The following is a 13,959-nucleotide window of genomic DNA, read 5'->3' as shown; positions in this document are numbered from 1 at the left end:
GATCATAGCCTGTCTTGGCGCCATCCCCGGCCTTGCTGGTGGGCAGGATCACCCTGACGCCGAAGCTGTCGACAGTCCGGGCCCATTCAACCGAATCCGCCCCGGTGGCGGTGCGGCCGCCGTCGATGTACACCTCATAGCCGGAGGGCATAGCCTCGTTGCGGTCCACGTCGATGGCCACGGTGATTCGGTCGGGGCCAAACTCCTTGATCATCTCCCTGACGATCGACGGCTTCCGGAAGGCGGCGGTGCTGACCGAGACCTTGTCGGCTCCGGCCTTCAGAACCGCCGCGGCGGAGGCGACATCGCGAATGCCCCCGCCAACGGTGAACGGCACGGTGGCTGCGTTGGCCACGCGCCGAACAACGTCAAGCATCGTGTCGCGTTCCTCGACGGTGGCAGTGATATCCAGCAGGGCCAGCTCATCGGCCCCTTCCTTGCAGTACGCCAAGGCGCATTCGACCGGATCGCCTGCATCCTTGATTTCGACGAAATGAACGCCCTTGACGACGCGGCCGTTCTGCATGTCGAGGCAGGGCATTATGCTGATCGGGCTACTCATGCGATCTCCTTGATTTGACCGTCTCGTCGCACACGCTGACCGGGGGCAGCGGTGCCGTGCAGGCTCTCGCCACCGACGACTGTCCGATGGCGCGGCGCATTATAGACGAATCAGGGCCCACGCCAAGGTCTGACGAAAGCCGCATTCGCACGCGGACTCCCTGGCTCGAGGCGGCGGAGGCTTGGCTGGGAACAGCGTTCAAGAGCTTCCTAGGTTTTTGGGTTCTCGTGGTAAACGGGTGCTGCGAGTTGCATAGCCTTAGGCCTTCATCCGTGGACGGGGCAGCCGTACTTCCGGCCTTGCCGTCTGGAGATGCTCAGCCCGGACCGAATTGCCGGGCTGGGTGGGCAGGGGTGCATGCGCTGATCGAACCGCGGACCATGGACGGACTGTCGCAGGGGAGTCGACATCCGCTACAATATGATCGGCGTTCGCTTGTAGAAGAACGGCCCGGTCGATGAGCTGGCTCAGGCGGAGCAGGCGAAGAGGATTGGATCCTCCGACGGCTGCAACCGCGACCTTCGACGCCGTATGTGGGTGAAACCATGAAGCATTTTCTCGCATGGCTTGTGGCCGTCCTCAGTGGTCTGTGCGGTCCCTCTTTCGCCGCGGACAGGCCTAACATCATCGTCATTCTCAGTGATGACATGGGTTTCTCCGACCTCGGCTGCTATGGTGGTGAAATCCAGACGCCTCATCTCGATGCGCTTGCGTCCGGCGGCATCCGGTTCACGCAGTTCTACAACACCGCGCGCTGCTGCCCCACGCGAGCCTCGCTTCTCACCGGCCTGCATCCTCATCAGGCCGGCGTCGGGCACATGACCAGCGACAACGGATATGACGGCTATCGCGGTGGGCTGAACGATCGTTGTGTGACGATCGCAGAGGTGCTGCGACCGGCGGGCTATCGCACGTACATGTGCGGCAAGTGGCACGTCACTCGGCATGCCGGTCCCGGAGCGGACCTCTCCTGCTGGCCCGTGCAGCGCGGGTTCGACAAGTTCTACGGAACGATCACCGGTGCCGGGAGTTTCTACGACCCTACGACCCTGTGCCGGCAGAACACCTTCATCACTCCCGAGAATGACTCCGAGTACCGACCGGCCCAGTTCTACTACACCGACGCCATCAGCGACAATGCGGTGCGCTATCTCCAGCTGCATACCCAAGAGTCGCCGGAGAAGCCTTTTTTTCTCTATCTGGCCTACACCGCAGCCCACTGGCCGATGCACGCGATGGAGAAGGACGTCGCGAAGTACAAGGGCCGCTACGACCAGGGCTACGAGGCCGTTCGGGTGGCGAGGTTCGCGGGCATGAGGAAGCTGGGCATCATCCCTGCGACGGCCGAGCTTTCGGCCGGTGCCGCCGCCTGGCGAGATGTCAAAGACAAGGCCTGGGAGGCCCGTTGCATGGAGGTGTATGCGGCCATGGTTGACTGCATGGACCAGGGCATCGGGCGCGTCGTGGCCCAGCTGAAGAAAGACGGCTGCCTCGACCACACGCTCATTCTCTTCCTGCAGGACAACGGTGGCTGCGCCGAGGGCATGGGCCGGTCTCCCAACGGTCCGCCCCCAGCCGACCTGGCTCCCCTGAAGCGGGACCAGCTCCAGCCTGCGATCTGGCCGCCGATGCAGACGCGTGATGGGCGGTGGGTGCGCACGGGTCCTGGAGTCATGCCCGGCCCTCCGGACACGTACATCGGGTATGGGCGAGCCTGGGCCAACGTCAGCAACACTCCCTTCCGCGAGTACAAGCACTGGGTGCATGAAGGCGGGATCAGTACTCCCCTGATCGCTCACTGGCCTGCCGGTATCCCCGCCGAGCGTTGCGGGAAGCTCGAATCGCAGCCTGGCCAGCTCGTGGACATCATGGCGACGTGCGTGGATGCGGCCGGCGCGGCATATCCTCAGGAGCTTCGCGGGCATGAGATCAAGCCGACGGAAGGGACAAGCCTGCGTCCTGCTTTCGAAGGCAGGAGCCTGGCCCGGGCCAAGCCTCTGGTGTGGGAGCATGAAGGCAACCGTGCCATCCGTGACGGCCGCTGGAAGCTCGTGGCCAAGGAGAACCAGGACTGGGAACTCTATGACATTGAGACCGACCGCAGCGAACTCCACGACCTTGCCGATGCACAGACCGAGCGGGTAACGACCATGTCGGCCGCATGGGATGTCTGGGCGCAGCGCGCGAATGTGCTTCCATTGGGGGCGTGGCGAGGCAAGAGCACGACGAGGGCAGCTCAGGGGCTCAGCAAGCAGCGGCGATTTGTACTCAAGGCTGGCGACCATCTCGATCGTGGTAAAGCACCCGCCATCGCTGGGCGTACCTTCACGATCACCGCGAAGTTCGACACCAAGGGAACCGAGAACGGCGTTCTGATTGCCCAAGGCGGAAGCGCGCGAGGTTATACGCTGTTCATGGCCGATGGCAAGCTGACCTTCCTGGTTCGGACCGGCGAAGAGGTCGGTTCGGCGACCGCACTCGCGGCCATCGCCGGCGTGCACACCGCCACTGCCTGTCTCGACATTCAGGGCACGCTGACGCTTTCGATCGACGGCCAACCGGCTGCCAAAGCCGCGGCGGGTGGTCCCGTTTCCGCCATGCCCGTGGATGGCCTGGATGTCGGCTGTGATACGGCCGGGGCTGTCGGACCCTATCAGGCCCCGAATCCATTCACCGGCGAGATCCAATCCCTCGTGCTCGAGCTGAGTCCACCATGACAGCACGCTGGCGGGCGAAGGCGGCAGTCGACCACCGGCGCGGGAGGCCCCCTGGGGTCCGGATTCCTCGGGGGCTCCGCCCTCGAACTCCCTTGTTCGGGCTCGGGCCCCGGCAAGCACGGAGAGACAGACCAGGACCAGGGGTATCCCAAGGCTCGGTGGACGGGCCCCGCGGTCGGTGCCAGCGCTGGGGCGAATCGGGCACGTAGAGACGGGACGCTACGGTCTGCATCGCTGTGGTCAACGACTCCAGTTCGGCGTCGACGGGTGTCCTCCCGCTCCTGGTCGGTATAGCGGCGGGGCTATGATATGATACGATGAACGCGTACCGATCGAGAGCGGTGCGGGCCGGGTGACGTGCCCGTCTCCCCTGCACGCGAGAGATCGCTGCGTTCAAGGAGGCGTACCGATGCTTCTTCGGCAGCTCTCATGGCCCCTTCTCGTCTCGTGCTGTTTGGTGCTGACCTCGCTGGGCTGCTCGACGGTCAAGGAAACCGGCCGTAGGCAGCTGATGCTGGTCACCTCCGACCAAGAGCAGACGCTCGGGGCCCAGGCTTACCAGGAGGTCCTGTCGAAGGCCAAGCGGAGCACGGATGCCCGAATGACGGCCGTGGTTGAGCGTGTTGGCAGGCGGATTGCGGGGGTGGCCGACCGTCCGGACTTCCGCTGGGAGTTCGCCCTGATCGAATCTGATCAGGTGAATGCCTTCTGCTTGCCCGGCGGTAAGATCATGGTGTACACCGGCATCCTGCCCATCATGAAGAACGAGGCCGGCATGGCCGTGGTTGTCGGCCATGAGGTGGCTCACGCCGTCGCCCGGCACGGCGGGGAGCGCATCAGCCAGCAGATGAGCGTAGAGATCATACAGGAACTCCTTGCCCAGGGACTGGCCAAGGCCTCCCCAGCATTGCGGAGCGGTGCTCTTCAGGCTTTTGGCGTGGGTGCTCAGGTGGGGGCTCTGCTTCCTTACAGCCGGGCTCATGAATCTGAGGCGGACCAGATTGGCCTGATCTACGCGGCCAGGGCCGGCTACGACCCGCGCGAGGCTATTGGGCTCTGGCGGCGGATGGAAGCGAGCCGGAAATCCAAAGGACTGGAGTTTCTATCCACGCATCCCCGCGAAGAACGGCGCGTCGGGCAGTTTGAGAAGGAGATGCCCGCTGCGCTGGAGGCATACCGCGCGGCCCCGCAACAATACGGAGTGGGGGAACAGTGGTAACCGGACCGACTTCAACGTCCCACACCGCTGCCCGGAGATCTGCGCTCAAGAGCGAGTTGGGCACCCTGGGGCATGCCTCCTCAGCCGGAGCCGACCTCATCTCGGTCGGCAAAGGGAACAGTGTAGGCGGGTGAGGATCGCTTCCGCTGGGGCAAAGGAATCGCCGTGGGAGGAGTGAAGCTGGCCGAAGGTGCGTTACAGAGTTCGTGCACGGTCTGGCAGCGTGGATGGACAAGGTCGGCGGGAAGATCCTGGACACGGGAGAGTGAAGTGAACTTGGGCTCGCGATATGTCTATCTGATCGTCGCACTGGCGGCTCTGCTGATGACCGGTCCTTCTCTGCCGGCAGCGCAAGCGCCACCCCTGGTCCTGATCCCTCTTCCTGATCGGGCGACTCTGTCCGACGGCACTTTTCTGCTGGGGTCGGAGACGGTGATCCGGGTCATCGAATCAGAGACGGATACGGCCCGGTTTCTTGCCGACGCGATTGCGCGTTCGACTGGAGTCAACGTACGCGTTCTCACCCGATCGAGTCCGGCTCCGCTCGACGGCGCCATCACCCTGTCCCTCGATGCCGCCCGTGGCGATCTCGGCGAAGAGGGCTACACGCTGGAGATTGCGCCGAAAGGAGCGTTCATCACGGCGGCCAAGAGTGCCGGCCTCTTCTACGGCATGCAGTCGCTCCGCCAGTTGCTGCCGCTTCGGCCGGCTGAAGGCCGGACGGAATATCCGCTGGCCTGCGTGCGTATCGAGGACACGCCGCGCTTCGGTTGGCGGGGATTCATGTTGGACAGTTCCCGTCACTTCGTCAGCAAGGCAACCGTTCTGCACCTGCTCGATGCCTTGGCAATGTTCAAGATCAACGTCTTCCACTGGCATCTGGTCGACGATAACGCCTGGCGACTCGCCATCGCGAAGTACCCGCGACTGGTCCAGCCGGCAGGCATCCGGGGCGACACTTATACGCAGGCTATGGGTTACTACTCGGCGGAGGATGTCGGTGAAATCGTGGAGCGAGCCAAACGCCTCCACATCACGATCGTGCCGGAGATCGAGATGCCGAGCCACGCGATGCAGGTGGCGTCCGTGCTGAGCGAGGGCTCTTGCCTCGGCGCGGACGGCAAGCCTTTGCCGCCGGGCGCAAGCCGGGAAATCTGCCTTGGGTCCGACAAGGCCATCGGGCAATTGCAGGACATTCTGGTCGAGACTATGGCCCTTTTCCCCCACAGCCCCTACATTCATCTCGGAGGTGATGAGGCGGAGGACAGACACTGGAAGGCCTGCTCACGTTGTCAGGCCCGGATGGCCGGACTGGGCATCACTGACCCGCGCCTGCTGCAGAAGTGGTTCATGAAGAGGATGAACCGATTCGTGCGCGAACACGGCCGCACCAGTGTGGCCTGGGCTGATCGGCTGTCTCTCGGTATTCCGGAAGGACAGATCGTTCACTGCTGGCACGCCGGCGAACTCGAAGAAGCTGTCGCCCGGGGTTTCCGCGTCATCCAGTCCCGGCACGACTGCACCTACTTCGATTACGGACAGGGGCCGGGAGACACGATGTTCGCCGGTGCCTCACTCGATATGGGCAGGGTCTATGAACTCGACCCGGTGCGAGGCCTCGCCCCTCAGCAGGCCAAGCTCGTGCTCGGCAGTCAGGCCCAGCTGTGGACGGAACTGGTCACGGACGATCGTGTCTTCGCGAAGACCTTTCCCCGCATCCTGGCACTGGCCGAAGTGGGCTGGACGCCGCAGGAGAAACGCGACGGTGCGGAGTTTGCCCGCAGGGCAGAAGCCTTCCTTCCGCGGCTTGATGCATTGGGCATCCCTTACTTCAAAGCCCCGGTGCAGCTTGGAGCATGGAACCCTCAGGACATGTCGGAGACCTGGAAGGACCTCGATTGGGACATCACCACCGCGGTCAGGAAAACAGGACCGCTAGGTGTGCAGATGCTCTACCAGCGAGGAGCACATGCTCTCGATATCCAGTCGGTGGTCCTACTCGAGGATGGACACGAAATCAGCCGTGACGAGCACCAGGGGCGCACGGGGGCGGCCCACGCGGCAAATGACTACCAGCTGCGGGTCGGCGCCGTGAAACCCGGTTCGATCTACAGGCTTCGTGCCCGCATCCGAAGCGACGGTGGAACCGATTCGCATGGGGTCATCCTGCTGAGGTAGGGTGTTCCCCGTGGATGCGTTGACGGCTTCCCGGAACTCCTGCGCGGGCGTGAATTCAGAGGTCAAAGACCATTCTCGGGATAGAGGTGTCCGCAAGACCGACAGAAGAACACCAGCCGATTGAGGCGAATGCCCGCCAACCGGGGATCTTCACATCCGGCCGTGTCCGGGGGAGCGATCGGTCTCCGGCTGTCCTTCAGAAGCTCCCCAGCTTCTTGGCCAACGCGATGATTGTCCTCATGTTCTCAAGACTCACGTCATTGGGTATCGAATGGTCCGCCGCGAAAACATATCCGCTTGACTGCTTCAGAATGGGCAGCAACCGTTCCATTTCCGCGGTGATGGCATCACGGTCTTTCCAGAGCACGGCGTTGAAACCGCCGTGGAGAACGAGGCGATCGCCGTATCGTGATTTGACTTCCTGCGGGTTCATCCCAGCCTTCACCTCCATCGGGTGAAGGGCGTCAAATCCTACTTCCACGATCTCGGGAAGCAGCGGCATGATGTAGCCGCAGGAGTGGAGCCGCGTCTTGATGCCCCGATTGCGGGCCCAATCGACCGCTCTCTGGTGCGAAGGCTTGATGATCTCCCTATAGGTCTTCAGCGAAAAGAACTGGGCATGCTTGTAGCCCATGTCGTCCCGGATATTCAGCATGTCAAACGTGTAACCTGCGTCCCATGCCATTTCCAGGAGCTTCAGGTTCACGTCCAGCGAGTAGAGGAGCATGTCTTTGCACAGCTCGGGCTCCTCGATCAGATACATGAGGAACCTCTCCATGCCGACCACGTAGGAAGTCAGCTGGTTGAAACTGAACCACAGGTCCCCCAGGATCCAGTGGCCTTCCTTTCTCCACTTCCCGTAATTGGTCTTGAGGTGGTCCCACGGAATGCGGTCCGGCGTGGGAGTCATGCGCGCTTTTGACGCCGTCCACGTGCCCCAATCGGCAATGGTGTAGCCGATGAAATCCGGCGTGGAATCCTGATCCTTGAAATCCCGCTGCGTTCCGCCCCAACTCGTGGTGATGACTCTGAACTCGTCGTTTTCTTCGACGGTGCGTTCTGGGTATCTCGGCGAATTATCGACCACGACCCGCGACACCTTGTCAACGTCGAAGTAGTCCTCATAGCTGGCGTCGGTCGGCATTCCTTCGTTGCGCCATCGTTTGAGTGTCCCCGGCCACGGGAAGTCCCACATGGCCACGCGGTCGGCCTCGCGATGCTGAAACATGCGGGTGAACCGTTCATGGGAGGTCATTCCTGCCATCTCATTCCGACTCCTTTCGTGCCGGGGCAAGCTCTCGAAACGAGGGATGTCTCGCAGCGGGTACAGGTTTATTCGCCCTGGATCGCTCCGTCGGACGGCCTCGGGCGGCCATTATATACCATCGATCGCCGGTCAGATCGCCCGGCAGCGTAACCAGAGAAGGCTGCTTGGGGAGTCCTGGACTGGCGATTTGTCTTGGGATGACGGGGCGGTGGCGTTAGAATAGAGCCTTGGAGGCCCGTTGATACAGGGCTTGGGCAGTCAGGAGGGATATGGCGCTTCGATGCGGAGGAGCCCCTTTTGTGGAGGGGGAATGCGGTCGCGGATCGGCTGGACTATGTTGTTGGTGGGCGCGGTAGTCGCTCCTTACTGCTCTGCCGCGGGGGAGCAGGCGGCGAGGGACGCGGTGTGCGCCGATGTGTGGCGCCTGCTTGCCCGGCAAGGCGGCCCGATCAAGGTCTGGGTGATGTTCTCGGACAAGGGCGAGAGTTCACCGGGCGCCCGGCTGCGGAAGATGGACAAGGTCCGGGCGGAATACGATCCACGGGCACTGGCTCGCCGGCTCCAGCGGAGGACGGCTCCTGGCCTGATTGACGAATGCGATCTTCCGCTCTCGGCGGAGCACGTGGCGGCCGTCACGGCAACCGGTGCTCGGATGGTGTGCTCCAGCAGGTGGCTCAACGCGATCAGCGTACGGGCTACCGCAGTACAGATCAAGGCGATCGCTAGCCTGCCTTTCGTGAAGAGTATCCAGCCGGTGGGCCGCGGCAGGCGGGTGATGCCGGAGGGCGTAGACGACACGGCGTTCACGGTCAAGCCGTGTGGCTTCGTGAGTGCTCTTGACGAAACCGGCCTCGAATACGGACCTTCACGGGACCAATTGGCTCAGCTCAATGTGCTTGCCCTGCACGATCTGGGGTATACCGGCAGCGGTGTCGTCCTGGCCCTGCTGGACACCGGTTTCTACAAGGCTCACGAAACGGTCCACCCCGAACGCATCCTCGCGGAGTGGGACTTTGTCGAGAACGACAGCGACACCCAAGACGATGCGGATGATCCTCCCGGTAATCATGGCCACGGTACGGCCACGCTGAGTGTGGCCGCCGGCCGCGCGGATGGGCGGCTGTACGGCGCGGGATTCGGTGCCAGCCTGATCCTCTGTAAAACCGAGGACAACTCGCAGGAAACACCCATCGAGGAGGACTACTTTGTGGCCGGCCTGGAATTCGCCGAGAGCCACGGTGCAGATGTGGTGACGTCGTCCCTTGGTTACATTGACTGGTACACTCAGGCTCAGTTGGACGGCCTGACGGCGGTGACCACCGTGGGCGTGAATACCGCGACGTCCAACGGTGTCTTTTGCTGCACTGCTGCGGGCAACTTCGGTCCGCTGGGTCCGAGTCTGATTGCCCCGGCCGATGCCTTTCAGGTGATTACGGTCGGGGCGGTGGATGGCCAGGGTCTGATCGCCGGTTTCAGCTCTCGCGGCCCGACAGCCGACGGTCGGGTCAAGCCGGAGGTGGTAGCCCGGGGCGTGAGCACGTGGTTGGCCAGCACCTACAGCCCGAGCGGCTACGGCCCTGGCAGCGGGACCTCCTATGCCACGCCGCTGGTTGCAGGGGTTGTGGTCTGCCTGGTACAGGCTCATCCTGATTGGAGCATAGACCAGCTTCGTGCCGCCTTGTTTCATACGGCTGATTATTATGTCGCCCACGGGAGGCACGATCCTGATTCTGCCCGTGGTTACGGTCTGATCGACGCCCTGGCGGCCCACGAGTACCCATTCATTACGGGGGATTTCGATTTTGACCGTGACGTTGACGGGGCTGACCTCAGGGCTCTGCTGGCCTGCCTGACCGGCCCGGCCGTTGGTCCCCCAGATCGCTCTTGCCGGCGCGCCGACTTTGACGGGGATGCCGACGTCGACCAGTCCGATTTCGGTGTCTTCCAGCGATGCTACAGCGGCTTGGACAACCCGGTCGATCCGGATTGCGCGGGGGTAGCGAATTGAGCTGGCGTTCATCGGCTCCGTCGGAGCGGAGAACCATACTGTCCAAGGAGGTTCGGGAGGTGATTCAGGCCGGCGCAGGTCGGGGTGCGCCGGCGGGCATGACGTTCCAGCAGGCGCTGGCGGCTGCGGGTCTGGGCGTTGCCGTTGCCCCGGAGCCGGCAACCGGGCGGCGCCGCTCTGAATTGAGCTGTGCAATTGTGATGACGGTTTCTACCTAGGAGGTGGGCAGTGGGTTCATCGATGGGGTGCAGGAGCCATCGCCAGTACATTCGCCGCGCTATCGCCGTAGCGGTGGTGGTTTGCGCGATCCTGCCGCCCGCGCCGGCGCCGGGCGCGGAGGATGTCTACATCTTCTCTTACTTCCGCGATCCCGACGGTACTGACGGGATGCATCTGGCGTATTCGCTCGACGGCTACAACTACCACGCGGTCAACGGTGACATCGCTGTCACCGGCCCGATGATGGGCACCACCACGCGCGATCCCTGCATCAACCTCGGCCCCGACGGCAAGTTCCGCCTGGTCCACACGACCCTGCCCTGGGACGTCACCACGCAAATTTGCTACGGTGAGTCCGACGACCTGCTCACCTGGACCAACAAGAAATGCATCGATGTGATGGCGGGGTATGCCAACACGCGTAACGCCTGGGCGCCGGAACTCTTCTTTGACATGACCACCAGCCGGTACATGATCTACTGGTCGTCGAGAGAAAACGTCTCGGGTGCGCCCAATCACATTTACTATACGATGACGACCGACTTCGAGACCTTCACGCCGACTGCGCTGCTCTATGATCCGGGCTACACGGTCATTGACATGATAATTGTCAAAGACAGCGCCAATCACGTCGGCTTCGTCAAGAACGAGACTGGTCTGTACGTGTTCAAGGCACAAGGTGGCCCCGACGCGACCGGCCCGTACAACACGGTGAATCCGCCACGGATCTCCGGGGACTACGCCTTCGAAGGCCCGACCGGAATCAAGATCGGCGACGCCTGGTTTCTCTACGGCGACCGCTACGGCGAGAACCGGATGGGCCTGCTGACGTCCAACGACAACATGCAGACCTGGGCCGAGCGCGTCAATGACTTGATCTTCCCGACGCGGGGCAAGCACGGAACGGTGATCAAGGTGCCGCGGATGATGGCTCAGAAGCTGATTGTCGGCGCGCCCAATGCCACCAGCGAGATCGAGTTCGACGGCCACGCCGGCACATTGGACTACCAGGAAGGCGGCAATTGGCTCGGCGGCGCCGTGCCCAACGCTTCGCAGACTGCGGTGATTCAGAGCGGGTACACGGCCGATCTGAGCTCTTCCGCCAGCACGGTCTCCAAGCTCCACATCGGCCAGACCAGCGCTGGTACACTGGTTGTCTCCGGCAGCGCCGTGCTCAGTGTCAGCGGCGAGATTCGGGTCGGCCGGGTCGGCACCATAAGCAATGCCGGTGGGACGCTGCGGATCAGCGGTGGCACAGTCAACGCCTCCGATGTCGTTCGGGTGGAAAAGGGCGAGGTGTGTCTCGAGGAGGGGGTGCTCAGCGCGCCGGCGGTCCATGGGGACTTCGCCACCGCCCTGCATTTCAACGGCGGCATACTCAAGGCAAACAACTCCAGCGGTTCCTTAGTATTCGGCCTGGGTACGGCGGACATACAGGTCGGCGGCGCGGCTATCGATACCAACGGACACAACGTCACCCTGAGCCAGCCCCTGATCGGCGCCTCTGCAACCGGCGGTTTGACCAAGATCGGCCCCGGCGTGCTCACGCTCACCGCCGCCAACACCTACCGCGGCTCAACCACAATCGCCGATGGAATCCTGCGGCTCAGCTCTCCCCCCATGGCGGTGACGCATCGTTGGAGCTTCAATGGCTCGCTAATCGATTCGGCGGGTGGCAGCAATGCCACGCTTGTCGAAGTCGGCGCCAACAGCGTCACCCTGTCAGCCAACGACGCCACCGTCGCCGGCGGATCACGAAACGCTTCCGACTACATCCGCCTTGGCAACAATCTCCTGCCGGACGCGAATGTGCCGATCAGCATCGAGCTGTGGGCCACGCAGCGAAGTGTGCAGAACTGGGGTCGCATCTTCGACTTCGGCGCGACTAACAGTGAGAATCTGTTCATGAGCTGGACGCGCGGCACCAACGCGTCGACCGACCGTGTCGAATGGAAGGACGGTGTCACCACCACCTCCGATGACACCAACCAGCCGTACACGCTCAATGCTGAGTTCCATATCGTCATGACGCTCAGCCCGGTGGGCGATTCTACGGTGGTCACGTGGTACACGGCGCCTTCAGCCAGTGCCGACCTGGGCGCCGCTCAGGATTCCTTCACGACGACCAACACACTCGCCACACTGACCGACACCGCCAACAACCTGGCGCGGTCTTTCTGGACGCCCGACTCCACAGCCAACGCCAGCTACAACGAAGTGCGGATGTGGAACGGCGCGCTGACGCCGACCATCCTGGAACAACTCCACGATGCCGGACCCAATGCGAACCTCGGCACCATCAACTACGGCGCCCCGGGCTCGCTTCCCTCCAACACCGCGGTCAACATGACCAATGCCGGCACGGCTTTTGACCTGAACGGCATCCACCAGACCATCGGCTCCCTGGCCGGCGTTTCAAGCAGCTTGGTGGTATTGGGCGGTGCAATGCTCACCGTCGGTGGCGACGGCACCTCGACTACCTTCGCCGGCGAGATTTCGGGCAGCGGCGGAATCACCAAGACCGGAACGGGCACGCTTCAGCTCAACGGTCACAGCACTTACAGCGGTGGCACGACCGTCCAGAGCGGTGTGCTGCTAGTCAATGGATCAATCGCCGGCGGCGCCACCGTGCAGAACTCGGGTACGCTCGGAGGTACGGGCTCCATCGCCGGCGGGCTAGTCATCCAAACCGGCGGCACCCTCATCCCCGGCCCCAGTATCGCGTCGTTGGACGTCGTCGGCGATGCCGGCATCGCGGGCCTATTCAAGGTCGATTACGGCCCCTCGTCGATTGACCTGCTCGCCGTTGGCGGACAGCTCGACATCTCGGCCGCGACGGTCGATTTCGACGGCCTGGGTGTGCTGAACTCGACCAGTTCCTATGTTTTCGCACAATACCATTCCCTCGTCGGGACGCGGTTCGCGAGCGTGAAGGATCTGCCCCCCACGCACGTCATTGCCTACCATTACGGTGGCAACAGCTTGGCGCTGGTGCCGTACGTGCGACCTGACCTGGACCGCGACGCGGACGTGGATGCAGATGATTGCGCCCTGCTCCGGCAGTGCACCACCGGACCGGCTATCATCCCCGTCGCCCCAGGTTGCGAGGACGCGGACCTCGACGCAGACGACGACGTGGATCAGGACGATTTTGGCGTCCTCCAGCGCTGCTACAGCGGCTCAAACGTGTCGGCCGATCCGGACTGCGCGAACTGAAACACACTCAGTGGGCGAGTGCGGAGGGCCCGGCAGCGCCTCGTCACCGCCGACCGCCACACTCAAAGGGCCCATTCGTGCCTCATTCCGGTCTTGATAATCAGTCCCTCGCGTTTTCGTTCCGTATGCGTCAACCCTCCAGCCTGCGCTCAAGTGCTCGCAGGTTCTTCACCGGCTGGTTATCCGCGAAACCCCGGGTCAAGAACCAGGTTCGGCATGTCGTTCCCGGATCGAGAGGCTTTCAAGTGAAGATCGCGTACGTTGAATCGAGATTCAGGCGGCCCGGTGGCATCTCGGTGGACAGGTTGGGCCGCGCTTTGGAGTCAATTGGTCGCAGAGTATAATCGATATGAGCCGCATGGGCTGGCTCCGGCCCGGTGCATCGAACCCGTCCGGCTGAGAGCCAGTCCTTCGGACGAGGGATTCTCGCGGAGCGTGGGTGTCTCATCATCCATTGTTTCTTGGCCAGAGGAGGTGGGCTCATGACACGCACTTGGGGCATGAACCTCGGAGCGTGGGTTCCCTTGGCTGTGATTGCCGGGGTATGTGCCGGCCTTGGGCCCGTGACGGCGC

At 63.0% G+C, this 13,959-nt stretch carries 7 protein-coding genes; 5 read left to right on the top strand and 2 right to left on the bottom strand.

What is annotated here, in order from left to right; translation table 11 throughout:
• A partial coding sequence (locus KA354_24000) for a tRNA-dihydrouridine synthase (GenBank protein MBP7937715.1) occupies positions 1-562 on the bottom strand: 562 nt, incomplete at its 3' end.
• A 545-nt stretch (positions 563-1,107) separates the two neighbouring features.
• Here KA354_24000 and KA354_23995 point away from each other — a divergent pair.
• The 3 genes from KA354_23995 to KA354_23985 all read left to right on the top strand — a co-directional run bounded on the left by KA354_23995 (position 1,108) and on the right by KA354_23985 (position 6,676).
• Positions 1,108-3,279, top strand: a complete 2,172-nt coding sequence (locus KA354_23995; protein ID MBP7937714.1) for a sulfatase-like hydrolase/transferase — start codon at positions 1,108-1,110, stop codon at positions 3,277-3,279.
• A 409-nt stretch (positions 3,280-3,688) separates the two neighbouring features.
• Positions 3,689-4,498 carry a M48 family metallopeptidase gene (locus KA354_23990; protein ID MBP7937713.1) on the top strand — a complete coding sequence of 270 codons (810 nt, stop codon included), beginning with the start codon at positions 3,689-3,691 and terminating at the stop codon, positions 4,496-4,498.
• A gap of 270 nt (positions 4,499-4,768) precedes the next feature.
• A complete protein-coding gene (locus tag KA354_23985) occupies positions 4,769-6,676 on the top strand; it encodes a beta-N-acetylhexosaminidase (protein MBP7937712.1) in 1,908 nt (635 codons plus the stop codon).
• A gap of 196 nt (positions 6,677-6,872) precedes the next feature.
• Here KA354_23985 and KA354_23980 read toward each other — a convergent pair whose 3' ends face one another.
• Positions 6,873-7,940 (bottom strand): hypothetical protein, encoded by a 1,068-nt coding sequence (locus tag KA354_23980; protein MBP7937711.1) that lies wholly within the window; start codon positions 7,938-7,940, stop codon positions 6,873-6,875.
• A gap of 313 nt (positions 7,941-8,253) precedes the next feature.
• On the opposite strand from KA354_23980, the gene KA354_23975 reads away from it, so the two are divergent.
• Entirely contained in the window at positions 8,254-9,951 is a 1,698-nt protein-coding gene (locus KA354_23975) for a S8 family serine peptidase (GenBank protein MBP7937710.1), read from the top strand.
• 228 nt (positions 9,952-10,179) lie between these two features.
• Entirely contained in the window at positions 10,180-13,386 is a 3,207-nt protein-coding gene (locus KA354_23970) for an autotransporter-associated beta strand repeat-containing protein (GenBank protein ID MBP7937709.1), read from the top strand.
• The last annotated feature ends 573 nt before the right edge of the window (positions 13,387-13,959 follow it).

Source organism: Phycisphaerae bacterium, assembly GCA_018003015.1.
GTDB lineage: Bacteria > Planctomycetota > Phycisphaerae > UBA1845 > PWPN01 > JAGNEZ01.
The sequence above is the reverse complement of the archived record's forward strand: the minus strand, read 5'-3'. Positions and strand labels throughout refer to the sequence as shown.

What these genes read in the sequence shown, in the direction of transcription:
- KA354_23995 (MBP7937714.1), top strand. Translation starts at nt 1,108, where the DNA reads ATGAAGCATTTTCTCGCATGGCTTGTGGCCGTCCTCAGTGGTCTGTGC.
- KA354_23990 (MBP7937713.1), top strand. Translation starts at nt 3,689, where the DNA reads ATGCTTCTTCGGCAGCTCTCATGGCCCCTTCTCGTCTCGTGCTGTTTG.
- KA354_23975 (MBP7937710.1), top strand. Translation starts at nt 8,254, where the DNA reads ATGCGGTCGCGGATCGGCTGGACTATGTTGTTGGTGGGCGCGGTAGTC.
- KA354_23980 (MBP7937711.1), bottom strand. Translation starts at nt 7,940, where the DNA reads ATGGCAGGAATGACCTCCCATGAACGGTTCACCCGCATGTTTCAGCAT.